General features: G+C 58.2%; 24 protein-coding genes. 13 read left to right on the plus strand and 11 right to left on the minus strand.

Features of this window, described 5'->3' with window-relative positions; all coding sequences use genetic code 11:
- Positions 1-25: 25 nt before the first annotated feature.
- Both B472_RS14745 and B472_RS14750 read right to left on the minus strand, forming a co-directional pair.
- On the minus strand, positions 26-568 hold the full coding sequence (locus B472_RS14745; RefSeq protein ID WP_019426968.1) for a prepilin peptidase: 543 nt from the start codon (positions 566-568) through the stop codon (positions 26-28).
- Positions 569-605: 37 nt separating this feature from the next.
- Positions 606-785, minus strand: coding sequence for a Flp family type IVb pilin (locus B472_RS14750; protein ID WP_019426969.1), 180 nt, complete (start codon positions 783-785; stop codon positions 606-608).
- Between the two features lie 296 nt (positions 786-1,081).
- Here B472_RS14750 and B472_RS14755 point away from each other — a divergent pair, with 296 nt between their 5' ends.
- From B472_RS14755 to B472_RS14785, 7 genes are all read left to right on the plus strand, one after another.
- Positions 1,082-1,528 (plus strand): TadE/TadG family type IV pilus assembly protein, encoded by a 447-nt coding sequence (locus B472_RS14755; RefSeq protein WP_019426971.1) that lies wholly within the window; start codon positions 1,082-1,084, stop codon positions 1,526-1,528.
- An 11-nt stretch (positions 1,529-1,539) separates the two neighbouring features.
- Positions 1,540-2,604: a TadG family pilus assembly protein gene (locus tag B472_RS14760; RefSeq protein WP_019426972.1), complete on the plus strand. Its 1,065-nt coding sequence runs from the start codon at positions 1,540-1,542 to the stop codon at positions 2,602-2,604.
- A gap of 182 nt (positions 2,605-2,786) precedes the next feature.
- Positions 2,787-4,190, plus strand: a complete 1,404-nt coding sequence (locus B472_RS14765) for a helix-turn-helix domain-containing protein (RefSeq protein ID WP_019426973.1) — start codon at positions 2,787-2,789, stop codon at positions 4,188-4,190.
- Positions 4,191-4,288: 98 nt separating this feature from the next.
- The gene (locus B472_RS14770; RefSeq protein ID WP_019426974.1) at positions 4,289-5,293 is read left to right on the plus strand and encodes an aldo/keto reductase; all 1,005 of its coding nucleotides are present in this window, start codon (positions 4,289-4,291) and stop codon (positions 5,291-5,293) included.
- 199 nt (positions 5,294-5,492) lie between these two features.
- The gene (locus B472_RS14775) at positions 5,493-5,903 is read left to right on the plus strand and encodes a hypothetical protein (protein ID WP_019426975.1); all 411 of its coding nucleotides are present in this window, start codon (positions 5,493-5,495) and stop codon (positions 5,901-5,903) included.
- 285 nt (positions 5,904-6,188) lie between these two features.
- Positions 6,189-6,587, plus strand: coding sequence for a high-potential iron-sulfur protein (locus B472_RS17500; RefSeq protein ID WP_019426976.1), 399 nt, complete (start codon positions 6,189-6,191; stop codon positions 6,585-6,587).
- A gap of 11 nt (positions 6,588-6,598) precedes the next feature.
- On the plus strand, positions 6,599-7,444 hold the full coding sequence (locus B472_RS14785; RefSeq protein ID WP_238147456.1) for a M48 family metallopeptidase: 846 nt from the start codon (positions 6,599-6,601) through the stop codon (positions 7,442-7,444).
- A gap of 43 nt (positions 7,445-7,487) precedes the next feature.
- On the opposite strand, the gene maiA is transcribed toward B472_RS14785, so the two are convergent.
- From maiA to B472_RS14805, 4 genes are read right to left on the minus strand one after another with little or no spacing between them, the layout of a single operon-like run.
- The gene (gene maiA / locus B472_RS14790) at positions 7,488-8,126 is read right to left on the minus strand and encodes a maleylacetoacetate isomerase (RefSeq protein ID WP_019426978.1); all 639 of its coding nucleotides are present in this window, start codon (positions 8,124-8,126) and stop codon (positions 7,488-7,490) included.
- 4 nt (positions 8,127-8,130) lie between these two features.
- Positions 8,131-8,832 (minus strand): fumarylacetoacetate hydrolase family protein, encoded by a 702-nt coding sequence (locus B472_RS14795; protein WP_019426979.1) that lies wholly within the window; start codon positions 8,830-8,832, stop codon positions 8,131-8,133.
- Between the two features lie 18 nt (positions 8,833-8,850).
- On the minus strand, positions 8,851-9,888 hold the full coding sequence (locus B472_RS14800) for a cupin domain-containing protein (protein ID WP_019426980.1): 1,038 nt from the start codon (positions 9,886-9,888) through the stop codon (positions 8,851-8,853).
- A gap of 13 nt (positions 9,889-9,901) precedes the next feature.
- The gene (locus tag B472_RS14805) at positions 9,902-11,116 is read right to left on the minus strand and encodes a 3-hydroxybenzoate 6-monooxygenase (RefSeq protein WP_019426981.1); all 1,215 of its coding nucleotides are present in this window, start codon (positions 11,114-11,116) and stop codon (positions 9,902-9,904) included.
- A gap of 207 nt (positions 11,117-11,323) precedes the next feature.
- Here B472_RS14805 and paaZ point away from each other — a divergent pair, with 207 nt between their 5' ends.
- From paaZ to B472_RS14835, 6 genes are all read left to right on the plus strand, one after another.
- On the plus strand, positions 11,324-13,369 hold the full coding sequence (gene paaZ, locus B472_RS14810) for a phenylacetic acid degradation bifunctional protein PaaZ (RefSeq protein WP_019426982.1): 2,046 nt from the start codon (positions 11,324-11,326) through the stop codon (positions 13,367-13,369).
- 138 nt (positions 13,370-13,507) lie between these two features.
- Positions 13,508-14,122, plus strand: coding sequence for a class I SAM-dependent methyltransferase (locus B472_RS14815; RefSeq protein ID WP_019426983.1), 615 nt, complete (start codon positions 13,508-13,510; stop codon positions 14,120-14,122).
- An 82-nt stretch (positions 14,123-14,204) separates the two neighbouring features.
- A complete protein-coding gene (locus B472_RS14820; protein ID WP_019426984.1) occupies positions 14,205-14,483 on the plus strand; it encodes a type II toxin-antitoxin system RelE/ParE family toxin in 279 nt (92 codons plus the stop codon).
- A 5-nt stretch (positions 14,484-14,488) separates the two neighbouring features.
- Entirely contained in the window at positions 14,489-14,776 is a 288-nt protein-coding gene (locus B472_RS14825; protein WP_238147457.1) for a HigA family addiction module antitoxin, read from the plus strand.
- A gap of 7 nt (positions 14,777-14,783) precedes the next feature.
- Positions 14,784-15,188, plus strand: a complete 405-nt coding sequence (locus B472_RS14830) for a YkgJ family cysteine cluster protein (RefSeq protein WP_019426986.1) — start codon at positions 14,784-14,786, stop codon at positions 15,186-15,188.
- Between the two features lie 3 nt (positions 15,189-15,191).
- Positions 15,192-16,004, plus strand: coding sequence for a dienelactone hydrolase family protein (locus B472_RS14835; RefSeq protein ID WP_019426987.1), 813 nt, complete (start codon positions 15,192-15,194; stop codon positions 16,002-16,004).
- A 14-nt stretch (positions 16,005-16,018) separates the two neighbouring features.
- Here the strand turns inward: B472_RS14835 and B472_RS14840 are convergent, their stop codons facing one another.
- The 5 genes from B472_RS14840 to B472_RS14860 are packed head-to-tail and all read right to left on the minus strand — an operon-like array spanning position 16,019 to position 23,731.
- The gene (locus tag B472_RS14840; protein ID WP_019426988.1) at positions 16,019-18,646 is read right to left on the minus strand and encodes a bifunctional diguanylate cyclase/phosphodiesterase; all 2,628 of its coding nucleotides are present in this window, start codon (positions 18,644-18,646) and stop codon (positions 16,019-16,021) included.
- A gap of 1 nt (position 18,647) precedes the next feature.
- Entirely contained in the window at positions 18,648-19,883 is a 1,236-nt protein-coding gene (locus B472_RS14845; protein ID WP_019426989.1) for an ABC transporter substrate-binding protein, read from the minus strand.
- Positions 19,876-21,810 (minus strand): glycosyltransferase, encoded by a 1,935-nt coding sequence (locus B472_RS14850; protein WP_019426990.1) that lies wholly within the window; start codon positions 21,808-21,810, stop codon positions 19,876-19,878. The genes B472_RS14845 and B472_RS14850 overlap by 8 nt, the downstream gene beginning before the upstream one ends.
- A gap of 8 nt (positions 21,811-21,818) precedes the next feature.
- Entirely contained in the window at positions 21,819-23,042 is a 1,224-nt protein-coding gene (locus B472_RS14855; RefSeq protein ID WP_019426991.1) for a hypothetical protein, read from the minus strand.
- 29 nt (positions 23,043-23,071) lie between these two features.
- The gene (locus B472_RS14860; protein WP_116798705.1) at positions 23,072-23,731 is read right to left on the minus strand and encodes a Crp/Fnr family transcriptional regulator; all 660 of its coding nucleotides are present in this window, start codon (positions 23,729-23,731) and stop codon (positions 23,072-23,074) included.
- Between the last annotated feature and the right edge of the window lie 238 nt (positions 23,732-23,969).

Below are 23,969 nucleotides of genomic sequence, written 5' to 3' on the forward strand. Positions count from 1 at the left end.
AGGGGTCCTTAAAAGGGCGGTGAATTCAGGACAAAGGCCAGCGCTGCAGCGCATGCACCGCTGTGCCCGCACCAATGGCCAGTGCATAGGGCATGCGCGTTGTGCTCACAGGAAAAACCAAGCGATCGGCGTTTGCCCCGTGTTGGCGGCTGAGCCAAAGTTGCGTCAAGCCGCTGCTCAGGTTGTGCAAGGTCTGTCGCAGTTGGCCGCTGAACACCGCCCATGTGATGGCCAGCCAACATCCCGCCAACAAGATGAGCAGGTTGACCCACAGCATGTCGGGGTGGCCCACAAACAGGCCCGTGGCGGCGGCCAGTTTGACATCGCCTGCGCCCAACGTGCGCAGCAGGTAAAACACCCCAAACCCCAAAAAACCCACCATGCCCCCCGCCAGCGCCGACCCCAAGCCGATGCCGTGCGGCGACAGCGACAGCCCGAGGGCTGTCAAGCTGCCCCACAACACCACGGTGTTGGGAATTCGGCGCGAAGCGGTGTCGTGCCACATGGCCGCCAAAAGCATGGCGGCCAGTGCGGCCAGGTGTGTCCAGTCAAACAGGCTGGGAGGCATGGGTGTTTCTCAGAAAGGATGTCAGAGCATCCAACGATTAAGCCGTCGAGAGCTTAGTTGAAAGGCGTTGGAACAAGCCTAGGACATCGGTGCCTATTGTTCCGACAACAGTGACGATCACACCCGCAATCAGCCCGGCCAGCAAGCCGTATTCGATGGCAGTTGCGCCCTCTTCATCGGCCAAAAATGTCTTGAAAGATTGAGAAAAGTTTTTCATGTGGCTAACTCCAGAGTTGAAAAGTAGAGGAGAACTGCAAGCCTCTGGTGGGTCTCCAAGGCCTGTATCTCAAGCCCATCAACGTCCCAAGGTCCTTGCATCGGTTTTGAACAGCCAAAACCGACAATCCAATGTAAAAAAAAATCCCAAGCGGGACGGTATGCCAACGCACCAAAGTACGAATGTGTACGGGTTTTGCACAGGGGTGTGAGGCAACGCACCGAAACACCGGATCGCGCTCTTTAAGGTCAAGGCTTTCCAAATGGCCGTGACCGGTCACTTTCAGGAGCTTGCCCATGAACAGGCCTACACCTGCACGCCGACAAGCGTTGGCATTGAAAAGTCAACGAGGTGCGGCTGTGATCGAGTTCGCGCTCATCTTGCCCCTCCTTTTGATCGTGCTGGTGGGCACCATGGATGCGAGCTTGGCCTTGTACGACAAAGCCGTGATCACCAACGCCAGCCGCGAAGGTGCACGCGCAGGCATCGTGGCACGCAGTCCTCCACTCACCGATGCACAAATTCAGCAGATCGTCCAGAACTACTTGCAAGGTGCATTGGTCAGCTCGGGCAGCACTTCGGCACTGCCCGCAGTGCAGATCCAAAAGGGCACTTGGAACGGCGATGCCATCTTGACCGTCACGGTGCGTTACACCTTTCAGGGCTTGGGCTTGGGCAGTTTGTTGGCCAGTTTTGGCAAGCCGTTGGACTTGCAGTCCAGCACGGTGATGGTTTACGAATGAGGGGTGCAGGTATGAAAAAAATCACGCGGTATTCCACGCCACAAAAAGGCGCTGTCACGGTGCTCGTGGCGCTCTTGTTACCCGTGCTCTTGGGCCTTGGGGCTTTGGCGGTGGATTTGGCCTACCTGCATGTGGTGCGCAACGAGTTGCAAAACGATGCCGACGCCGCTGCCATGGCCGGAGCGCGCAAACTCTTCACCAAGGGGGCTTCGGCGCTTGACTGGTCGGGCGCCGCCACCACGGCCAGCAGCGCGATCAACCTCAACCGTGCGGCAGGTCATGCCTTGGCGGATGGCCAAGTGCTCACGGGCTATTGGGATACGACCCAAACTTCTAAAGGCCTACAAATTTTTCCCATGACGCCAGGGGCGACCGATGCCCCTGCAGTGCAAGTGACATTGGGCAAAACCGAGGGGCAGAATCAGGGACCAGTGCGGACCTTTTTCGCCAGCATCTGGGGGGTGTATGACAAGCCGGTGAGGGTCACCGCGGTGGCCGGCGTGCACAGCCCGTCCAGCGCGGCCTTGACTTTTCCTGTGGCCGTCGCGCAGTGCATGTACCAAACCTATTGGGACCTGAGCACCCAGCCCCCAGCGCCGAAAGTTGACCCTAAAACCAACAAACCTTTTGTGTTTGAAATCGCGAAAGAAAAGTCTGAGGACCCTTGCGCCAAGGGCCAATGGACGGCCCTCAATTTCGAGGGCAAAGGGGCCAATTTGATCGATGACATGATTGCGCACAAACCGTCTCTTTTTGACCCGCCGCCGCCCATGTTGTCGGTGGGGGATCAGGTGACCATGGAGAGCGGCGCCAAAACCAGCCTTTACAAAGCCGTTCAGGACTGCATTGGTGCTTCAAGCAACCCCTGTGATTTGGTGGTGCTGCCTATCCTGGAGCAAGTGAACGCAGGCGCCACAGGCACGATCAAGGGTTTTGCGTGCATGAAGTTATTGGGTGCTGAAGGCGGAAAAGACAAATACATCCAAGTCCAGATGAGCAACGAATGCCCCTCCTTGCAATCCGGAGGCATCGGCCCGAATTACGGCGTCATTTCACCACCGAGTTTGTTCAAGTGAAGCGGTGCAAGTCATCTGACGCGCTTGCCGCTTTTGCCCGCAAATACGAGCCAATGGGTATAGACCTTTGTGCACACACCAACAGACCGGAAGGTCAATGGACATCCCGTTAGACCGGCCTGAGCATCAAGCCATGGTTTGAACTGCAATGCTTGCAGTGACCTTCAACTTTGGAGACAAGCATGTTGAACCCCCATACCATCCACACCTCGCGCACATCGTCCGTTCCGTTGGTCAGCGCGCCTGAATTGCAGGCCTTGTTGCATGGCCATTTCTCGGCGTCTGGGGCGCACGCCGATCAAGCGTCTGCCGATGTTTCACCGTGGCGTTCAAACGGCATGAACACAGGCCAGGCACCCTTGCCCGACAATTTGATTTTGTCGTCCTTGTCGGCCGCCGAGTTGGCCCATTTAGCACCTTACCTCGAACGCATGACCTTGGCGACAGGACAGGTCATCGGCCAGCCCGGTCAAGCCTTGCAGCATGTTTATTTCCCCATGAGTTGCAGCTTGTCATGGGTGTCGCACACGGCCGATGGCGAGTCCGACGAGTTGGCCCTGGTGGGGCGTGATGGCCTGATCGGGGTGCCCTTGGTGTTGGGCGGTGCGGCCATGCAACACACCGTGCAAGTGCAATGCGGTGGGGAGGCTTTGCGCATGAGCGCCGATGTGTTCGTGCGGCAAATGTCGGAGCAATCGCGCTTGCACAAACTTGCTTTGCTGTATGTGCAGTGGCAAATGGGTCAAATGGCGCAAAGCATCGTGTGCAGCCGCCACCATGCCGTGTCTGAGCGCCTGAGCCATTGGTTGCTGAGCAACGCCCAAGGTGCCAATACCCAAGAGTTGCGCGTCACGCATGAAACCATTTCACACATGTTGGGTGTTCGCCGCGAGTCCATCACCCAAGCTGCGGGACGATTTCAAGCCGCAGGCTGGATCGCCAACAGCCGTGGCAAGATCACTTTGAAAGACCCCGAGGGCTTGAGTGCCATGGCTTGCGAATGCCATGCGCGCAGCCAAGTTGAATCCAAACGCTATCTTCAGCAGTTGGCGCAAATGGCGCAGAACGCAGCTTCAAATGATCGTCCTGAAAACTTGCCTGAACCTTTGACTTTGACACCCTATGGCTTGCCCAACGAAGCCCTGGGGCCGATGGAGGACAGTTTGCAAAAGTATGTCGATGCCTATGACTTTGCGCCGGTAGGCTTTGTGACCTTGGATGCGCAGGGGCGAATCTTGCAGACGAATCTGGCCGGTGCCATCTTGCTGGACATTCAGCGTTCGCAGTGCCAACACCATGCGTTCTCGGATTTTTTGGCAGACGATTCGCAGGCTTCTTTTGCACGCTTTCACCATGAGGTTTTGGGCGGCCAGTGCCGTCGCCACTGCATGGTGCATCTCACAGCCACAGCCCACCGCAGTGCTTTGCAGGTTCGGATCGATGCCACGGTGGACGAGTGGGGTGTTGAAAATCGCATGGTGCTGATCGATGTGACCGAACAAGCCCAATGGGCTGCTGGACGAGATCCGCATTGGCATGACGATGCCGTGTCCTCCGCTTTGGACGCCCCGTTTCGCCGAATGTGAGCTTGGTTTTTGATCCGCCAGGGCCCGCTTGCGCGCAACGGGGTGCTGGTGAGCCGCATTTGACACGCATGCCATGAGGCTTGGCTAAGATAGGCGGCATGAAAAACCGTCAATTGGCCTCTTTTTCCGTCAGCGCTCTTGGCCTGGGCTGCATGAACTTCAGCCATGCCTATGGCGCGCCTGTGTCGGCCCAGCAGGCTGAACGCGTTCTGCTCACGGCCTTGGACCAAGGCGTGACTTTCTTTGACACCGCCGCGATGTATGGGTTTGGCACCAACGAAACCCTGGTGGGGCAAGTGTTGAAGCCGCACCGCAACCGTTTTACATTGGCCAGCAAATGCGGCATGCAAGGGGTTGAGCAAAGCGATGGCAGCAAGGTGCGTGTGATCGATGGTCGCCCCGAGACGATCAAAAAGACCTGTGAGGATGCGCTGCGCCGTTTGCAGACCGATGTGATCGACCTGTATTACCTGCACCGCTGGGACAAAAAAGTGCCCATCGAAGACAGCGTGGGCGCTTTGAGTGACCTGGTGCGCCAAGGCAAGATTCAGACGATAGGCTTGTCCGAAGTGTCGGCGGGCACCTTGCGCAAAGCCCACGCGGTGCATCCCATTGCCGCTGTGCAAACCGAATATTCTCTGTGGACACGCAACCCCGAGATCGCGGTGCTGCAGGCTTGCCGCGACTTAGGCGTGGCCTTTGTGGCCTTCAGCCCTGTGGCCAGGGGGTTTTTGTCCGGCCCTGCTTTGGATGTGACGGGCTTTGACGCCAAAGACATCCGCCGCGGCATGCCGCGCTTTGCGCCCGACAATTTCGCCGCCAACCAAAAACTCTTGCCCGCCTACAACGCGCTGGCCCAAGAAGCAGGCTGCAGTCCTGCACAACTGGCGCTGGCTTGGTTGCTGCACAAGGGCGAAGACATCATTCCTATTCCTGGCACGACCTCGGTCGATCACCTGCTGGACGACCTGGCCGCGGTGGATGTGAAGCTCGATGCCGGTTTGCTTGCGCGTTTGGAAGCACTGATCAACCAGCGCACCGTGGCCGGTAACCGCTACAACGCGCAGTCCAACAGCGAAGTGGACACCGAGGTGTTTGCTTGAGTGATCTGTCATTCTCGGGCTTGCCCGAGGATCCATATACAGAGATTGGCTCCGACCAATCATTGATTCGAAGACAAACAACAAGCCTTAGGTGCGCTGAAACACTGATCGATCATCCAATTGCGGCCATGATGAAATTTCAATAAAGAAAAGCGTTTTATCCCAGCACACCTGTTGAAAACCATCACGGAGCAAAACCATGAACTTGCCGATGGCCATGACATTTCAGCGCGCCCCGACCTCTTTCCCACATTTCATGCCGTTGGATCCGGCGCGCACGCAGTTCAGCCATGGCCCAAACAGCCACCCGGGCTCGCTGCCCCGCGTCGCTGTGCTGCACCAGGGCCATGTGGACAACCACCACGCCTTGCGCGCTCAATTGCAAGAACGCGGTTACCCCTTTGAGACCAACAGTGACGGCGAACTCATCGCGCACCTGATCGACGCCATCCACCCAGGCAACCCTTTGCAAGCCGTGCAGCGCGCCATGGCCCTGCTGCAGGGGCAAAGCACGTTTGCGGTGCAATTTCACGACCACCCCTATCGCCTGATCACGGCCCAGTCAGCCACCGCTCAAACGCCCAGCCAATTGATCGATATGAGGGGCTGAAGCCTGCAAAAAAGTGTGAGGGAATAGAGGCATGACCTGATGTCTCGCATTGCACGAATGCCAAGCCTGAGGCTGATGTTTTGCGCCTGCCATAGAAGGCTTGGATGGCTGGCTTCGCTGTCGTCCGTGACTTCAGTCCGCTGTGTGCACCATCGCACCGACACGCAGCCACTGTCACATGCAATATGTCTTCGTGGATCGCTTGACGTTAACGCGTCAGTCCGTTGGCGGGCCATTGCACTTTGGCACCCTGACGACAAACCCCTCCAGATAAGGAACCCCCCAATGAAAACGCCAACACGCAGACGCTTTATCGAAATCACGCCCTTTGCCGGTTTTGCACTGTTGGCCGCTTGCTCGCCCAAAGTCGAACCACAGAGTGCGCCGATGGCGACCACGCCCGCCCCCAATCCGGCACCCACGGCCGCACCAACACCATCAAAGACGGTCATCAATCTTCCGATGGTCGAAAAAGGCGACGCCCAAGCCGTTGTATTTGGCTATGTGGACGACGCCACCCAAGCGGACAAGGTGAAATTCAAAAACCACGTGTCTGGCAGTGCTTGCAGCAACTGCGCCTTGTACCAAGGCAAGGCAGGCGATGTCGCCGGTGGATGCCCTCTGTTTGTCGGCAAGCATGTGGCGGCCAAGGGTTGGTGCACGTCCTGGGCCAAAAAGGCCTGAGCCACCCAAAGATGGTCATCCGTGTCCATAAGATCACCATGACGCATTGGCGACGACTTTCCCTGCTTCCGCTGTTGCTTGCCGCGCTGACACTCGGTGGATGCCAAACCACCACCCGTGGAGGTGCGGTCGGCACGGACCGTAAACAGCTCCTTCTGGTTTCGTCCCAGCAGCTTGAACAAATGGCGGCGCAAAGTTACAGCAAGTTGACTTCCGAAGCCGCTGCAAAAGGCACCCTCAATACCGATGCTTCCATGCTTCGGCGCCTTCGTGCGATTGCCCAAAGAATTGAACCCCAGACGAAAATTTTTCGTCCCGACGCGCCCGATTGGAAATGGGAAGTCAACATGATCCACAGCAGTGAACTCAATGCATTCTGTATGCCGGGTGGAAAAATCATTTTTTACTCAGGCCTGATCCGGCAACTGAATCTGACCGATGAAGAAATAGCCGTGGTGATGGGGCATGAAATTTCGCATGCATTGAGGGAACACTCACGCGAGCAGGTCTCACAGGCCTTGGCTGCACAATCCGCCATAGGACTGGGCGCTGCACTGTTCGGCTTTGGCCAAGGTTCTGCCGACATGGCAGGAGTCCTGTACCAGTCTCTCGTTGCAACCCGCTTCAGCCGGACCGATGAGAATGAAGCCGATCGCATGGGTCTGGAACTCTCAGCGCGGGCTGGTTATGATCCGCGCGCCGGGGTCACGCTGTGGCAGAAAATGATCAAAGCCAACAGTGGAGGCAGCCCCCCCATTTTTTTAAGCACTCACCCAACAGAGGCCAGCCGCGTGCAACAAATCGAAGAACTGCTGCCGACGGTCTTGCCTTTGTACAAAGCTGCGCGCCGAGACTGACATCACAAGGGCCCCGAAGGGCCCTTGCTTTTGTGGGTGTCGCTCAGCCAGCGTCAGGCTGCTGTCCCGGTGCAGCTTTTTGAAAAGCTTCCAGCGCCATGCAGGCTTTTTCCACCGCCATGATGTGTGGCCACTGCGTCAGGTTCACATTGAAGCGGCGTGCGCTTTCCACTTGGGGGATCAAATACACATCGGCCAGGGTAGGGGTGTCGCCGAAGCTGAAGCGGCCACGTGTCTTGTCAGCCGCAATCAGCGCTTCGTAGGCGTCAAAGCCTGCGCTGATCCAGCTGGCGCACCAGGCGTTGATGGCGTCTTCGTTGGCGCCGAATTGTTTGCGCAGCGTTTGCAACACGCGGCGGTTGTTGAGGGGGTGGATGTCACAACCCACCATGGCCGCCAGCGCACGCACATGGGCGCGGTCGTCCGCGCCTGCAGGCAACAGGGCGGGCGTGGGGTGTTTTTCTTCCAGCCATTCGATGATGGCCGGCGATTGGATCAGCACCTGCTTGCCGGTGTCCAGCGCGGGCACCATCTGCTGGGGGTTGACCGACTTGAAGGCTTCGCCTTGCTGTTCATCGACCCGCAGGTCCACCGCCACGTAGTCGGTGGCAATGCCTTTGAGGTTGAGCGCAATGCGCAGGCGGTGTGAGGTGCCGCTTCGGAAAAAACTGTAGAGCTTCATGGGTTTACGCCGCAGCGCCAATGGTCAATGCAAGTTCAGCCACGCCTTCAACGCGGCCAGTGATTTTGTCACCGGTCACCACCGCGCCCACACCTTCGGGCGTGCCGGTGTAAATCAAGTCGCCAGGCTGCAGGTGGTAGTAGGTGGACAGGTCGGCGATGATTTCGCGGATGTTCCAGATCAGCTTGTCGACGTTGGACGACTGCTTGGTGGCGCCATTCACTTCCAAAGCAATCGCGCCGTTCTCGATCACCACGCCGGGCATGGGCACGATCTCGGAGCAGACCGAGCCTTGCTCGATGTCTTTGCCCGTGTCCCACGGGCGGCCTTTGTCGCGGGCCACCAATTGCAGGTCGCGGCGCGTCATGTCCAGGCCTGCGCCGTAGCCATAGACCAGTTCATGCGCGTTGGCTTCGCTCACGCGAAAACCGGCTTTGCCAATCGCCAGCACCAGCTCCATCTCGAAGTGGTAGTTGTTGGTGCGCGGTGGGTAGGCGACGGTGGCACCGCTTTCCACCAAGGTCTGTGGCGACTTGGTGAAGTAGAACGCCTGCTCGACGCTCTTGTCGACAGGGCGGCCCATCTCGACGGCGTGCGCATGGTAGTTGCGGCCTACGCAGAAGATGCGGTTGATCGGGAAACGTTCTTGTTGGCCACGGATGGGCAGGGAGGGGACGGCAGGAGGGGTGAAGAGGTAAGAGGTCATGTTGTGGAGAGTAAAAAATCAACCGCGGTTTTCGTAAACACCCAACTTGCGGTGCAAAGGCGATTCGTCGGCAATAAAGATGAAAGCGGGTTTGTCCGCTTGCAGGTTTTTCAGCGTCACGGCCTCGTAGCCAGGTGCGCAGCAGGTGTCGGCCTCAAGCAGGGTGAAGGTGCTGGCCACGATCTGTGCTTGCACCGCACCTTCAATCACATGGAACACCTGTGCGGGTGAGCGGGCGCTCAAGCGCAGGGTTTGGCCGGGACGCAGCATCAGGGCGTAAAAGCCCAGGATGTTTTCTGCATCGCTGCCCGTTTCGGGGTTGGTGTAGGTCACTTGCACCTGCTCCAAACCGGCATCGTCAGCGGCCAGCGATTCGAGCGCCGCCTTGGCGTCTTTCCAGGCGTAGCGCAGCATGGGGTAAGCCTTCTTGCTGCGCTCAAACACATGCGAGGGCACCACGCCACCACGGGCGTATTGTTTGTCGCCTTGGCCGGGCACCACGGTTTGGCGGTCGCCGTTGATGTGGTAGCTGGCCTCCATGTAATAGACCAGCGGCAAGTCCAGCACATCGAGCCAGATCACGGGCTCGGTGCCGTCGTGGCCGTGTTCGTGCCACAGGCCTGTGGGCGTCAAGATCAAGTCGCCCCGGCTCATGGGGCATTTGGCGCCGTCTACCGTGGTCCAGGCGCCTTCGCCTTCCACCACCATGCGCACCGCGTTGGGTGTGTGGCGGTGGCTGGGGGCCCATTCACCGGGCATGAGCAGTTGCATGCCCAGGTACATGGCGGCGCTGGCCTGCATTTTGTCGAGGCCGTGGCCGGGGTTGGCCAGCACCAGCACGCGGCGTTCGGCTTTTTTAATCGGGGTCAGCTCGCCCGCTTTGAGCAGCAGCGGCTTGATGTCTTGGTAAGCCCAGCAGGTGGGCTGGGTTTGGCGCGTGGGCACTTTGGGCGGCAGCACGCCGCGCAGGCTGGGCCACAGGGGCACCAGGTTCACCTTGCGCAGGTCTTGCACGTAGTCCGCGGGCAGGTCTTCGATTCGGCCAAGGTCGTTCATTTTTATCTCCTGATCAGGCGCTGTGTTGGGCGGCGTCGAGGCAGTTGCCCACGTTCCAGCCATAGAGCCATTGCATCGCATCATAAAAGCGCTCGGGACTGCGGCCGCGCCACAGGTCATTGCGCACCAAGCGCTCCACGCCCTTGGCGTGGTAGATGCGGCCCATCTCGCGGCTGGACAGCACGATGCGGGCCGTGCGGGCCACGCGGGCGCGTTGGTACATGTCCAGCGCTTGGGGCCAGTCGTTGTGGTGGGTGCGCAGGGCTTCGCCCAGCGTCACAGCGTCCTCCATGGCCATGCAGGCGCCTTGCGCCATGTATTGGGTGGTGGGGTGGGCGGCGTCGCCCAGCAGGGTCACGCGGCCGTAGGTCCACTGGCCAATCGGCTCGCGGTCGGCCGTGGCCCAGCGTTTCCAGGTCTTGGGCAGGTCAATCAATTGGCGCGCCTTGGGGCAGATGCCCTGGAAGTAGCTTTGCACCTCTTCTTTGCTGCCGTCTTTGACGCCCCATTCCTCTTGTTCGCGGCTGTGGAAGGTCACGACCACGTTGTATTGTTCGCCCCCACGCAAGGGGTAGTGCACCAGGTGGCAGTTGGGCCCCACCCAAATGGCGGCGGCGTTCCATTGCAGATCGGCTGGAAAGTCTTTTTTCTCGACCACGGCGCGGTAAACCACATGGCCCGTGACGCGGGCCGGGTCTGCCACAAATTGTTCGCGCACCACCGATTTGACGCCGTCGGCCCCGATCAAGGCGCAACCCTTGAAGGCCTTGCCATTTTGGTCCCAGACGGTCACGCTGCTGTCGTCTTGCTCAATGCGCTCTGCGCGGGTGCTGGTGTGGAACTGCACTTGGCCGGTTTCTTGCGCGGCTTCGAGCAAAGACAAATGCACATCAGCGCGGTGGATCACGGCATAAGGGTTGCCAAAACGCTCGCGGAATTTCTCGTCGGTGGGGATCTTGCCGACCTGGTACTCGTCGATCGCGTCGTGCATCACCATGAAGTCGGTGTACACGGCGCGGCCCCGGGCTTTGTCACCCACGCCCAAAGCGTCAAACGCATGAAACCCGTTGGGGCCTATTTGAATGCCCGCGCCGATCTCGCCGATTTCGGGGGCTTGTTCCAGCACCGTGACCTGAAAGCCTTGGCGCACCAGGGCCAGCGCTGCGGCCAAGCCGCCAATGCCGCCACCTGCGACCAAGACGGGGAGTTGGGATGGGGTTGCAGTCATGGATTCTCCGAGCAGGGATGATGTACGAATGGGTGAGATTATAAGCATGCTTATTAATTGGGGGAAGCCCACCGCCTGGCTTTTGAAAAGGGAAATCCCTTGGTGTCCATGCGTTTGAAGCCAAGGTAAAGCGACTAAAATTAACCGACCGCTCGGTTGGTTAATTTGAATCGGCCTGGATGTGTACTTTCAAGAAAGCTCCTGTTCATGTCTCAAGTTTTGCAAAGTTTCATCGGCGGCCAGTGGATCGGCCAGCAAGGGGCGCAAGCTCTGCGCAGCGCCCTCAACGGCCAAACGGTTTACCAAACCCACATCGAGGCCATCGATTTTGGCGATGCGGTGCACCATGCCCGCACCGTGGGCCTGCCCAACTTGCTCAAACTGGACTTTCAAGAACGCGCCCAGCGCCTCAAGGCGCTGGCCAAATACTTGGGCGAGCACAAAGAGCAGCTCTACGCCATCTCGGCCCACACCGGGGCCACGCGTGCCGACAGTTGGGTGGACATCGAAGGCGGCGCAGGCACGCTGTTCGCGTATTCGGGCATGGGCAGCAACGAGCTGCCCAGCGGCAACCTGATCCACGAGGGCCCCGCATTTGCCTTGGGTAAGAAGGGCGGCTTTGCGGGCACGCACATCCTGGTGCCGCGTGGCGGCATCGCGGTGCACATCAATGCGTTCAACTTCCCCATCTGGGGCCTCTTGGAAAAGTTTGCGCCCAGCTTTTTGGCCGGCATGCCTTGCATTGGCAAACCCGCTTCGTCCACCAGCTACCTGACCGAAGCCATGGTGCGCTTGGTGGTGCAGTCGGGCATCCTGCCTGCGGGCGCCTTGCAGCTGGTGATCGGCTCCACGGGCGACCTGCTGGACCGCCTGAACGGCCAAGACGTGGTCACCTTCACCGGCTCGGCCGACACCGCCGCCATGCTGCGTGTGCACCCCAATGTGGTCAAGCACAGCATCCCCTTCAATGCCGAAGCCGACTCGCTCAACTGCGCCATCCTCGCGCCCGATGTCACGCCCGACGACGAAGAGTTTGATTTGTTCGTGAAAGAAGTCGCCCGCGAAATGACCGTCAAAGCCGGCCAGAAATGCACCGCGATCCGCCGCGCCATCGTGCCGCGCCAGCACCTGGATGCTGTGGTCGAAAAGCTCCAAGCCCGCCTGGCCAAAATCGTGGTGGGCGACCCGTCGGTCGAGGGTGTGAAGATGGGGGCGTTGGCCTCGCACGCCCAGCAGGCCGACGTGGCCCAGCGTGTGGCCCTGCTGCGCCAAAGCACCGAGTTGGTGTTTGGCGGCGGTATCGATTTCAGCCCAGTGGGCGTGGGCGTGGCCCAAGGCGCTTTCTTCCAGCCCACGCTGCTGCTGTGCCCAAAGCCTTTGCACACCGACAGCGTGCACGACGTGGAAGCCTTTGGCCCCGTCAGCACGCTCATGCCTTATGACGGCATCGACGAAGCCTTGCAACTGGCCGCGCGTGGCCAAGGCAGCTTGGTCGGCACGCTGGTCACGAAAGACCCGCAAATCGCGGCACGCATGATCCCGGTGGCCGCAGCTTTGCACGGCCGCCTGCACATCCTGGACCGCGAAGCCGCCGTGGAGTCCACTGGCCACGGCTCACCTTTGCCCCAGCTCAAACACGGCGGCCCCGGCCGTGCGGGCGGTGGTGAAGAACTCGGCGGCATCCGCGCCGTCAAGCACCTGATGCAGCGCACCGCGCTGCAAGGCTCGCCCACCATGATCGCCGCCGTCACGGGCGAGTACATGCGCGGCGCCAAGTTGATCGAGACCGAGGTTCACCCCTTCCGCCGCCATTTCGAAGAATTGCAAATTGGCGAGAGCTTGCTCACCCACCGCCGCACCGTGGGCGAGGCCGACATCGTGGCCTTTGGTGGCTTGTCGGGCGACTATTTCTACATGCACTTCGACGAGATCGCCGCCAAAGATTCGCCCTTTGGCAAGCGCATCGCGCACGGCTACTTTGTGTTGTCGGCTGCTGCTGGCCTTTTCGTGTCACCCGCACCCGGCCCGGTGCTGGCCAACTACGGTCTGGACACCCTGCGGTTTGTGAAGCCCGTGGGCATTGGCGACACCATCCAGGCGCGCCTGACGGCCAAGCGCAAGATTGACCGCCACAAGAAAGACGCCAAGGGCGTGGGCCAAGGCGTGGTGGCTTGGGACGTGGAAGTGACCAACCAGTTGGGCGAAGTCGTGGCCAGCTACGACATCCTGACGCTGGTGGCCAAGAAGGGTTGAAACTGTGTCATTCAGGCCGACCTTGCATATACGCAGGGGCTGACTTTGTAGGAGCGCACCCCGTGCGCGATGGATGTTGCACACGGCCTGAAAAACTTTGCTCTCGGTGTTGAGTGAACACGGCAGGAGGCCGTTGCGATGAATGTTTATGACCGCTACGTCTTGCCTTACCTGATCGACTTTGCTTGCAGCCTGCCCATGGTGCAGGCACAGCGCCGCCAACTGGTGCCCCAAGCGCAGGGCAGGGTGCTGGAGATTGGCATGGGCACTGGGCGCAATTTGCCGTTTTACGATCGCAGCCGCATCACCCGTTTGGTGGGTGTGGACCCCGCCATGCAGATGCACCGCTTGGCCCAAAAACGCAGCCGCAAGGCAGGCATTGAAGTGGAGTTGATGGGCTTGTCGGCCGAGCAGTTGCCCACCGCCGATGCCAGCTTTGACACCGTGGTCTGCACCTACACCCTGTGCAGCATCCCCGATGCGGCGCAAGCCCTTCGGGAGATGCGTCGCGTGCTCGTGCCTGGCGGCAAGCTTTTGTTTTGTGAGCACGGTCGGGCGCCTGATGAAAGCGTGCGCCGCTGGCAAGACCGCTTGCAGCCGCTGTGGGGTCCGCTGGCCGGTGGTTGCCAGTTGGGGCGCGATATTCCCGCCTTGCTCGAAGAAGCAGGCTTTGCGACCCAAACCCAATCGGCTTATCTGGCCGGGCCGCGCCCCATGACTTTTCATTACTGGGGTCAGGCGCAAGCGGCCTGAGAACGATTGCAGAAAACCTTGGGCCTCTTTCGTGGTCTGATCCGGATTTGTTGCGTGGTGCGCAACATGTTACAGTCCTTGGATGATCAAGTCGTTTCGTCACAAAGGCTTGCGCAGTCTGTTTGAGTCAGGCAAGGCGGCCGGTGTGCAAGTCAGCCATGTCAAGCGCTTGCGCATGCAATTGGCGGCGCTGGACACCGCGCAAGCCATTGACGACATGGACATTCCGGGATTTCGTTTGCACGCACTCAAAGGCGAGATGCGGGGGCGGTGGTCCATCACCGTCAACGGCAATTGGCGCTTGACCTTTGAGTTTGAAGATGGCAACGCCTACATATTGGATTACGAGGACTACCACTGATGGCCATGCACAACCCCCCTCATCCAGGTGAGTTCATTCAGGAAATTTACCTAGAACCGCACGGCATTTCCGGTCGAGAACTGGCTGAAAAACTCGATGTGGCGCCGTCCACCCTGAGCCGCATTCTCAAAGGCAGCAGCCGGGTCACGCCTGAGATGGCGCTGCGTTTGTCAAAGGCTTTGGGCCGCACGCCCGAAAGCTGGTTGAGCCTGCAAGATGCCCACGATCTGTGGATCGCGCGCCAAAACGTGGACATGAAACGCGTGATGCCCTTGCAGTTTTCTGCGGTTTGATGACCCTATGAGATCCCCCATTGCCGTTGTTGACGTTGACCGTTGCGAAACCTGGACCCGCTACAAAGCCGGTTTGTGCGACACCTGTGCGGCCAACTGCTGCACCATGCCGGTCGAGGTCAAGATGGCCGACTTGGTGCGGCTGGGCATGGTGGACCCGTTTGAGGCCGAGCACGATGACCCCAAGCAGATTGCCAAGCGCCTGAGCAAAGCGGGCTTGATCGACCACTTCAATTTCAAGAACAGCATCTTCAGCCTGGCGCGGCGCGCCAGCGGCGACTGCCATTTGCTGGATGCCAAGACGCGCCGATGCACCGTGTACGACAAGCGTCCCAACACCTGTCGCCTGCACCCGCAAGTGGGGCCGCGTCCCAACCATTGCCCCTACGGCAACAAAGCGCAGTCGCGTTGACCGATGACAAACCGCACAGGCCAATACGCCGAATTCACATCGCCAGACCAGCACCGTTTCCGTGCGTTTGTGGCGCACCCCTCCAGCCCCCCTCGAGGCGCTTTGATCCTGTTGCATGAGATGGATGCCAGATCGCCCAACCGCGTTCATGCCAGTGCACATGCCGACCCCATGCCCGGGCTGAGCCAGCGCATTCGGTCCTTGGCTCAAGAGCATGCGGCCAGAGGTTATCTGGTGGTGGCGCCATCCCTCTTTGGCCGTGGCCGGGCAGGGCAGGACCACGGTTACCGCTACCAGATGGGTTTTTCGGGCGAGCAGTTGGTGAAACCTTTGCAGCCGGTGGATTCAAGCCGCGCCATGCTGGACATCCAGACGGTGGTGGATTGGGCGCAAGGCCAGATTCCTCAGGGCAAAGTGGGCCTCATGGGCTTTTGCTGGGGCGGCTTGCTGGCCTGGCAAGCCGCTTGCACCATGCCCGAAGTTTCCGCAGCCACTTCCTTTTATGGCGGGGGAATGACCCATCCGGAGGTCAACGCTTGGCGGCCCATGTGTCCAGTGCTGGTCCATTTGCCCTCCAAAGGCTTGCTGATGACGCAAGCGTCGATGGACGAGTTTGTGGCGGTGCAGCGCGATCACTTTCCTGCCCACGGCGCGGTCAGCCCGGATCAAAAAGGCCCGATGGTTCAGATCGAACACTACGCTGCGGGGTATGGGTTTGACCATGCGGGCAGCCGCCACCACGATCCGATGGCATCGCAATCGGCCAGACGCATGACCAACACGTTCTTCGACCAGCACCTGCAAGTGCATGGGTGACTGCCAAGACGGTTTCAAGCACCTTTGGCGGGCAGCAAGTGCGTTGGCAGTGCCAGCACATCTTGCAGCGCGATGGGCTTGGAGAAATAAAAGCCCTGAGCCTGTTGGCAACCCAGGCTGATCAGCGTGTCCTGTTGGAATTGGTTTTCCACACCTTCGGCGGTCACCTCGAGTGACAAAGACTGCGCCAAGGCCAAAATGGCAGAGGCGATCTTGATATTTTCTTCTCGCTCCATGCCTGCCGTGAATGACATGTCGATTTTCAGTTTTTGAATGGGCATGCTCGCCAGGCGCGACAAAGAAGAATAGGACTTGCCGAAATCATCAATGGCAATGCGCACGCCCAAACCCATGATGGACTGAAGTTGACTGGCCAGCTCTCGGGGGCTCAAGGCGAAATCTGTTTCTGTGATTTCCAGCACAAAGCCCTCCAAACCATTTTCAATTTCGGCGGACAAATGCGAAAGAATGTTCAAAAGACGCTTGCCCGCCAGCAACTGAGGTGATGAGTTCAATGCGATGCTGGCCTGTGGAAAGCGGGCGCGGATGGCATGGCTGTCTTTGACCACTTGGGCAAACAAGCGCTCTGTCAATGGGTCTATGGCGCCTGATTGCTCCGCCAGTGGAATGAATTCGGCAGGGCTGACCATGCCCAGCTCTTCGTCGTGCCATCTGGCGAGGGCCTCGAACCCGATGATTTTCCCGGTTAGAAGATCCACTTCAGGTTGGTAATGCGGGAAGATTCGATCATCGCGAATGGCCGCGGCCAGCTTGCTCTCGACTTTGGATTTTCGGGTGGTGGCTGTCATCATCTGCGCGTTGAGCCATTTGATCTGATTGCGGCCGGACTCCTTGGCGTTCAGCAGCGCTGTGTCTGCATAAATGAGCAGTTCATGGATCGATTGGGAATGGTCAGGAAACAGTGCCGCCCCAGCACTGAACGTGGCCGTGATCTGCACGGTACCGCCGTGTTGAATCCTGAAAACAGCGGGCTTGAAGATCAGTTTGAGCTTGGCTTGAAAGTCGGCGACCGGCTCATGGATTTCCAGCACGGCAATGAACTCATCCCCTGAGCGACGGCACAAAAAGTGACCCACAGGGAGCATCAGTTGGAGGTGCTGTGCGATCAACCGGATGACTTCATCGCCTTGATCGTGTCCATAGGTGTCGTTGATTTTTTTGAAGTTGTCCAAATCAATGAACACGATGGCGAAGTGCGCACCTTCAACCTTTTGACCGATGTGCGCCAAAAATGCCCGGTAGTTGGGCAGTCCGGTGAGCAGGTCTTCGAGGAGAAGGTTCTGGAGTTTTTCTTCTGCTGCGCGAATCGCCCGGATGTCAGAAAAAACGGAAACATGTCCTTGACTCGCGCCATCGGCATCCAGCAAGGTCGACACCGACAGCAAGACGGGCAAGAGGGTTTGTTGTTTGCTTAAAAAATAGGTTTCACCTCGCCAAGCGCCATGCAAACTCACGGCCTCGGCAATGATCGGAAAACCGATGCCTTTGTCGTTTTGGATGTAAAGCAGTCCGGCATGCTGATGGATGAGTTCTTCTTTCGCGTAGCCGGTCATGTCTGTCAATGCAGCATTCACATCCATCACCAAGCCCTGGCTGTTGGTGATCAAAATGGCTTCGGCGGCCGTCTCAAACACCCTGGAGAAAATCGCCTGTTTCTGTGTGGCCAGTCGTTGCTTTTCCAGCATGCTTTGCAAGGCGTTAGAGACCTTGCCAATTTCATCGCCGGTCTGATCAATGCGGGGTCCATCACCCCGCCCCTCAACGGTGTCGGTGGCCAGTTTCACAAGGCCATCGAGCCTTTGAGTGGTCCGTTCTGAAAAAATGCGGGTCCAGCGTCTGAGCCCTAAAAACAGCAGACCTCCACAGGCCAATGAAATGCCCAGCCCGGTCATGACAAAGAGAAACGCCGACCAATAACCTTGCTGGAGCTGAATGTGAATGGTGTGGTCTTGGCCAGCATCGTTCCATTCAAATGGGAAGGCCTCGCTGTGCTTGGAAAGATCCGATGCAGTTTCGACAAATGGCGCAAGGCTGTAACGGATTTTCAGGTCCTTGGGGAATTTCAGTGTGGCCATGATCTTGTCAAGGTCAATGTGGATCAAGACCAGACCGATGGTGCTTTCCGTGAAGTTGCCTGTGATGGGCACGGTGGCGATCAGATGGTCAGTTTGGCTGATGGGCACCATTTCCAAATGGGTTTGCCCATCCTCGATGGTTTTCTGGATGTTGGCAGGCGTGTCCAACAGCAGAGCCACGGCATTGCTGCTTTGGATGAAAAATCTGCCACGGTAATCGAGCAAGTCATATTTGTGATATTTGTTTTGATTCGCTTTTTCGAGCAGAGGCAGGAGATACGACGCCCTCCCCACCGAATCGGTCAGCCCGGTCCAAACAACGGTGGAACTGGCCAAGTCATTGGCTTGATTGAAGGAAGCGCTGATTTCGGAGCCCAGCCGTGTGGCGATCAGCGCCTTGTAGTGCCTGAACTCTTCTTGCTGGTAGAAAGCAATGCCATAAATGGCCAAGAGCATGCTGATGGTTGTGACGCCCACAATGTAGGTGCCAAACAGCCTGAAAACTTCATGGCTGATCTCGGCTCTGATGGATCTCAATGGGCCCATGTCAGTCTTGCGGAATCAGATGCCCCAAAGGCGTCAACTTGACAAACAAAACTTGCGATTTGTCCAGAGCGTCATGCCGGTTTGGCGTGAAGGGCTTGGTGTAGTGCCTGACGGCGCCATGAAAGGCCGGTAATTTTTCCAGGGCATCCCTGATTTTTTCAGGCGCTGTGGTTTTCGCTGTGTCAATGGCCTGGGCCAGCAGATGGACGGTGTCGTAGGCATGTGCAGCGCCCACGGGGCTGGGAATGTCGTGCCTGCTTTTGATGGCGTTGTTTTTCATGATCCAGTCGGCGAGGTAATCCGCACGGGGCCGCTGGTTGTTGATGAAGGTGAAGGTCTGGATGAAATCGATGCGCACCTTGGACAGTTCTTCACCGACCAACTCATGCAAAGTGCCGCCCACTGCGCCCCAATGCGCCACCACGGGCATGCGCATCGGCTGGGCCTGTTCGGCGATTTCCTTGACCAAAAGAGCGCCTTCTTTTTCATTGCCGACAAACAGGAGTCCTTGGGTGCGTGAGTCCAGGCAGGCCTTGTAGTGTTCCCTCAAAGAAGCGTCCCCCCAGTTGTACCAACGCACCACCGGAAATTGGATCGTTTTAGGACCTGACTTTTCGCGAATCACCTTTTCTGCGGAACGACCCCAGGCTGTATTGGGCAAAATGGCGCAGCCCTGCCGAACACTGTATTTAGAGGCCAAGCGGTTCATCATCGCTTCCACACCCCAGTCGTCCTTGAGCGAGACCCTGAACGAGTAAGAGGGTTTGTGATCGTGATCGGTGATGGGGTCAGCAGATCCCCAGACACTGATCATGGGCACTTTCAATCGGTGCGCCTCGGGCAGGATCTCGACGCTGATGGGGCTGAATTTGCCCGTCAAGACGGCCACCAAATCTGGGGTGCCTGCCAGTTGCACAAAATTGTCTTTGCCTCTGGCCGAGATGCCTTTGTTGTCGGTGGTCATCAGTTTCAGGGGGCGACCATTGAGCACACCGCCCTTGGCGTTGATTTCTTCCAACGCGGCTTTGATGCCCCATTCGGTGGCGATCGCAGAGGTGTTGGTTTTCAGGCCATAGGCGTCGTCAAACCCGATCCACACGGGCGGTTTTTGGGGCTGGGTTGGGGTTTGGGCCCAGCTTTGCGCGGCGCATGCACAGACAAGTGCCGCAAGGACCTGCGCCGTCCGATGCAGTCCACTGCCGGTGGTCCTCAAAGAGAACAAAAGGGGTTTAGCCATGGAACGTTTTCTCCCATAAAGACGACATCAATTGGCGGGTCGAACCGCTCGTGGGGGCCACCGTGCTGTAACGACCCGAAAAAAGCTTGCAAATCATGGCGTGGCGCTGTGCTTGGCTGCTGTATTCAAAAGTCGCCGCCAAGTGGCCGTGGTGTTGTCGCACGGGTTGGATCGTCACGCGTCCAACGCCGGGTACCGTCAGGCTGGTCTTGTCTTTTTTGAAAATGACTTGGGCTGTCGCAGGCAGCGCCAATTTGCAACCCCCGATGCTGGCATCGATGAGCTCTACCGGGATGCTGGTTTCGCCATCGTGGACGGTGGCCGATTCCGCCATCACAAAGCGCTCTTCCTTGCGCAAGCGCGGGCCTTCAAAACACAGCAAAGCGGCCAAGCCCAAAGTGACCACGTTCAGCATGGACCAGAACATGGCAATGGGGAAAAACTCGTCGTGCGGCACCACCGCCAGCTCGGGCACGACGTTCATCAGCAAGCCCAGCAAGGTCAGGGCCATGCACGTCAAAATCATGCCCAGACTGAACAGGTCCACCTGACGGCCTTGGACGGCGTCCGAGCCTTTGGGGGTGACTTTGAACGGTTGGCCAAAGGGTTTGATGAGCGAGGCCAACACGGTCGGGCCGAGTCTGAAGCTGGCAAACACGCCCACGGGACCAGAGACCAGCGGTGAGAAATGACCGCCGACCAACCAGCGCATGGCCAAAAAAAACGACAAGAAAACCGGCAGTTGGTAAAACACCATGTCCGCCGAATCGGTGAAGTGAAAAGGCAACCAGCCGAGCAGCAGATACGCCAAAGGAATGGCGATCAGCATCAAGCGGACGGCGTATTGCGTGAGCCAACTGGTGGGGAAAAACAGGATGCGTTGCATGACGCCCAGACCGGGTCCCAAGGGGCCATCTGGCAGAAACAAAGACTGAATGGCCCCTCGGCACCAGCGTTCGCGCTGGACGAAAAAGCCTTCAATCGATTCTGCCGCCAGCCCCATGCTCAGGCGTTCATTGAGGTAAATGGTTTGGTAGCCCTTGCGCAGCATGACCAAGGTGGTGAGCAAGTCTTCGGTGATGCTTTGGGTGGGAATGCCGCCGATGGCATCGACCGCTTGGCGGCGCATGATGCTGCACGAGCCGCAGCAAAATGCGGCCTGCCAGGCATCGCGCGAAGCGGCCATTTGGTCAAAGAACAAGCGCTGCTCGTCCGGGTAAGCCTGCATCAGGCCCAGGTTGGTTTGGATCGGGTCTTGGTTGTAGAAGTGCTGAGGCGTCTGAACAATGCCAATGGCCGGGTCTTCGAAAAACCCCAGGGTGCGCCGAATGAAGTTCGCAGATGGGACAAAGTCCGCGTCAAAGACCGCGATGAACTGGCCCTTGGCATGGGCCAAGGCATGGTTCATGTTGCCTGCTTTGGCGTGTGCGTTGTCGGCGCGGGTCAGGTAGCGCACGCCAGTTTCTTCGCAAAACTGGCGCAACCAATCGCGCTTGCCGTCGTCCAGCACCCACACGGTTTTGTGCGGGTAGTCCACCGCCGCTGCAGCCACAATGGTTTTTTCCAGGACGTCCAGCGGCTCGTTGTAGGTCGGAATGAAGATGTCCACCTCGGGCAAGGGGCTGGGCATGCGGTGTTGGTCGGCTTGCGCGCTCCGGGTGTTGGTTCGGCTCATGATCAGCAAGAAAATCGCCACCTCGATGAAGGCCAAAATTTCAACGCCCCAGACACCCCAGATCCACGACTGATCCCAGCCGCTGTCGCCGTGATCAGGCCACACCGTGCTGAACAAGCGCCAAGCCAAATACTGCAAACACAAGAGCACGGGGAGCAGGCACACCATCTGCCTGACCCTGAGGTTGCTTCGCTGGCTGTCCCACACCAGCAAAAAGAAAACCGTGACCAGCAACAAGGGGACGTAGGCCATGGATGAGCTCAGGTGAAAAACGAGCTGACTCGGCTGAGCCAGACCGAGGGACGCCAATCTCGGGGCACTTTGACATCGACTTTGCGCCCGGCGTAACACAAGTTTTCTTGGGCTTTGTCCAAGTCAGCAGACGCGATCTTCACGAAAATCCGGGCGTCCTTTTTTTCACGTTGCAGTTGCGCGACCAAGGTCATGTCTTGCAAGTTGTTGCCACTGCCCGTCACGGCATCGATGTGGCCCGTCATCCAGGCGGTGCCCCCAATCAGTCGGTACTGCACCGCTTTGCCCACTTGAAACGATTCGAGCGATGATTCCGGAACGGCCACGTCCAGAAACAGGTTGTCGCAAGAGATCACGTGGGCAAGGTCTGTGCCGATCACCACTTCGGTGCCGTTGCTGCCGAATTTGCGCCACAAGACGCCTGGGTTGGGTGCGAGCATGCGCACCTCGCGGGACACGGCCATGCTCTCCCGCTCTTTGTCGATCTGCAATTGAACATCCGAGCTGCGTCGCTCGTTTTCGCGCAGGCGTGCAGCAACGTCGGTGATTTGCAGGCGCACATCATCCAAGCGTTGCTGGGTGTAGGGCACGTCGTTGCGGCCCTCACCCAGGTAGACAAAGCGTTGTACGGCTTGCTTTTCGGTCTCCAGCAGCCGGATGCGGGCTTGGAAAATGTCGAGGCGGCTTTGGGTGACTTCCAGTGCGTATTGCGCCGCCTCGTTTTGGGCGGGGGATATGAAGTTTTCCTTGACCAGCAGTGCGTTGCGCTGGGCCAGCAACTGTTGTTCGCGAATCAGGCTTTCCTGGGCTTTCTTTTCGGCTTTGGCTTGCGCGAGCTGCTCCTCCAGACGCAGAAATTCATGGCTGCGGTGAACCGTGACCCGGGTTTGCAACTCTTTTTGCAGTTGTTGAAGGTTCTTCAGGTGTTGCTGCAGGCCCAAGCTTCTTTCATTCAGGGTTTTCTGCTCCACTTCCATTTCATTGACGGCACTCTCTTTGAACCGCAGGTTGCTGATCCTGACCAGTTCTTCCCCTTGGGCGATGGCTTGGCCAGGCATTTTGCTGAAGCCGTCCAGGGCGCCCTCGATGGGGGATTTGATGACCGTGTAATGGGTGTTGACGATGGCGTTGATGCTTTGGAAGTTGGCCAAGGCCGGCACCAGCACCACCGCCGCGATCAGGGCAACGCCCAAACCGATGGCGCGTTTGGTGTTTTTCAAGGAGGTCAGCATGTTCAAGCTCTGAAGGGGAGGGTTGGGGGTCAATGCTTTTTGGCCGGGTGCATCACGCGGTAGCACTCGCATGCTCTGGCGGCCAGCGCGGTGCGGTCCAGCACTTCCAATTGACCCCGTGTCACGCTGATCAAGCCCTCATGGCTCAATTTGCCTGCAGCCAAGGTGACCGATTCGCGCCGAATGCCCAGAATGTCCGCAATTTCCTGGTGGGTGACCTGGAGGGTTTGTCCTTGGGTCTTGTCCAGGGTGTTCATGATCCATCGAACAATTTGTTGTTCGTTGCTGTGTTTGCCGCTGCAGACGGTGGGCATGGCGATCTGCAAAATCATTTGCCGCGTAGCCGCCATCCAGATCTTCAAAAACGCGCTGTCCTGAGCCAGTTCAGTCTGGAAAATGCCTAAGGGCAATTTGTAGGCAAACCCCGAGAACTTCACCCGGGCCCTGCTGAAGTTCTGGTTGCCACCCATGACACCACTGCCGACCATGCCTTCTTTGCCGATCAGGACAATGTCGGCCGAGGAACCGTCCGAGATGTCGATTTGCATGGCAATGATGGCGCTCACGGGGAAGACCACGAATTGAATCGTTTCGTGAGGCCGAAAGATCAACTGCCCCGTTTCAAGGCAAGTCAACTGAAAAGACGAAGCCAGTTTTTCGTACTTTTCGGCATTCAACTGCTCAAGCATCAGGTTATTGGATGGACTTAACATTTTTAGCCCTTTTGACAAAACTGATGTTTACTGTAATTTTTCGCAACGAATTTGAATGTTCGTTATCGAACATTGTGGGGCTTGTCTTGGTAAATATGATGAATCAATAAAATTAAATAAAAATTGTCAAAATAGCTTGGTTGTGTATATTTAAAAAAAACTGATTTCAACAACAAAAAAGCCTCCCGACTTTGCAGTCGGGAGGCTTTTGGTG

The sequence above is a fragment of the Limnohabitans sp. Rim28 genome (assembly GCF_000293865.2).
GTDB lineage: Bacteria > Pseudomonadota > Gammaproteobacteria > Burkholderiales > Burkholderiaceae_C > Limnohabitans_A.

What these genes read in the sequence shown, in the direction of transcription:
- B472_RS14745 (WP_019426968.1), bottom strand. Translation starts at nt 568, where the DNA reads ATGCCTCCCAGCCTGTTTGACTGGACACACCTGGCCGCACTGGCCGCC.
- B472_RS14750 (WP_019426969.1), bottom strand. Translation starts at nt 785, where the DNA reads ATGAAAAACTTTTCTCAATCTTTCAAGACATTTTTGGCCGATGAAGAG.
- B472_RS14755 (WP_019426971.1), top strand. Translation starts at nt 1,082, where the DNA reads ATGAACAGGCCTACACCTGCACGCCGACAAGCGTTGGCATTGAAAAGT.
- B472_RS14760 (WP_019426972.1), top strand. Translation starts at nt 1,540, where the DNA reads ATGAAAAAAATCACGCGGTATTCCACGCCACAAAAAGGCGCTGTCACG.
- B472_RS14765 (WP_019426973.1), top strand. Translation starts at nt 2,787, where the DNA reads ATGTTGAACCCCCATACCATCCACACCTCGCGCACATCGTCCGTTCCG.
- B472_RS14770 (WP_019426974.1), top strand. Translation starts at nt 4,289, where the DNA reads ATGAAAAACCGTCAATTGGCCTCTTTTTCCGTCAGCGCTCTTGGCCTG.
- B472_RS14775 (WP_019426975.1), top strand. Translation starts at nt 5,493, where the DNA reads ATGAACTTGCCGATGGCCATGACATTTCAGCGCGCCCCGACCTCTTTC.
- B472_RS17500 (WP_019426976.1), top strand. Translation starts at nt 6,189, where the DNA reads ATGAAAACGCCAACACGCAGACGCTTTATCGAAATCACGCCCTTTGCC.
- B472_RS14785 (WP_238147456.1), top strand. Translation starts at nt 6,599, where the DNA reads ATGGTCATCCGTGTCCATAAGATCACCATGACGCATTGGCGACGACTT.
- maiA (WP_019426978.1), bottom strand. Translation starts at nt 8,126, where the DNA reads ATGAAGCTCTACAGTTTTTTCCGAAGCGGCACCTCACACCGCCTGCGC.
- B472_RS14795 (WP_019426979.1), bottom strand. Translation starts at nt 8,832, where the DNA reads ATGACCTCTTACCTCTTCACCCCTCCTGCCGTCCCCTCCCTGCCCATC.
- B472_RS14800 (WP_019426980.1), bottom strand. Translation starts at nt 9,888, where the DNA reads ATGAACGACCTTGGCCGAATCGAAGACCTGCCCGCGGACTACGTGCAA.
- B472_RS14805 (WP_019426981.1), bottom strand. Translation starts at nt 11,116, where the DNA reads ATGACTGCAACCCCATCCCAACTCCCCGTCTTGGTCGCAGGTGGCGGC.
- paaZ (WP_019426982.1), top strand. Translation starts at nt 11,324, where the DNA reads ATGTCTCAAGTTTTGCAAAGTTTCATCGGCGGCCAGTGGATCGGCCAG.
- B472_RS14815 (WP_019426983.1), top strand. Translation starts at nt 13,508, where the DNA reads ATGAATGTTTATGACCGCTACGTCTTGCCTTACCTGATCGACTTTGCT.
- B472_RS14820 (WP_019426984.1), top strand. Translation starts at nt 14,205, where the DNA reads ATGATCAAGTCGTTTCGTCACAAAGGCTTGCGCAGTCTGTTTGAGTCA.
- B472_RS14825 (WP_238147457.1), top strand. Translation starts at nt 14,489, where the DNA reads ATGCACAACCCCCCTCATCCAGGTGAGTTCATTCAGGAAATTTACCTA.
- B472_RS14830 (WP_019426986.1), top strand. Translation starts at nt 14,784, where the DNA reads ATGAGATCCCCCATTGCCGTTGTTGACGTTGACCGTTGCGAAACCTGG.
- B472_RS14835 (WP_019426987.1), top strand. Translation starts at nt 15,192, where the DNA reads ATGACAAACCGCACAGGCCAATACGCCGAATTCACATCGCCAGACCAG.
- B472_RS14840 (WP_019426988.1), bottom strand. Translation starts at nt 18,646, where the DNA reads ATGGGCCCATTGAGATCCATCAGAGCCGAGATCAGCCATGAAGTTTTC.
- B472_RS14845 (WP_019426989.1), bottom strand. Translation starts at nt 19,883, where the DNA reads ATGGCTAAACCCCTTTTGTTCTCTTTGAGGACCACCGGCAGTGGACTG.
- B472_RS14850 (WP_019426990.1), bottom strand. Translation starts at nt 21,810, where the DNA reads ATGGCCTACGTCCCCTTGTTGCTGGTCACGGTTTTCTTTTTGCTGGTG.
- B472_RS14855 (WP_019426991.1), bottom strand. Translation starts at nt 23,042, where the DNA reads ATGCTGACCTCCTTGAAAAACACCAAACGCGCCATCGGTTTGGGCGTT.
- B472_RS14860 (WP_116798705.1), bottom strand. Translation starts at nt 23,731, where the DNA reads ATGCTTGAGCAGTTGAATGCCGAAAAGTACGAAAAACTGGCTTCGTCT.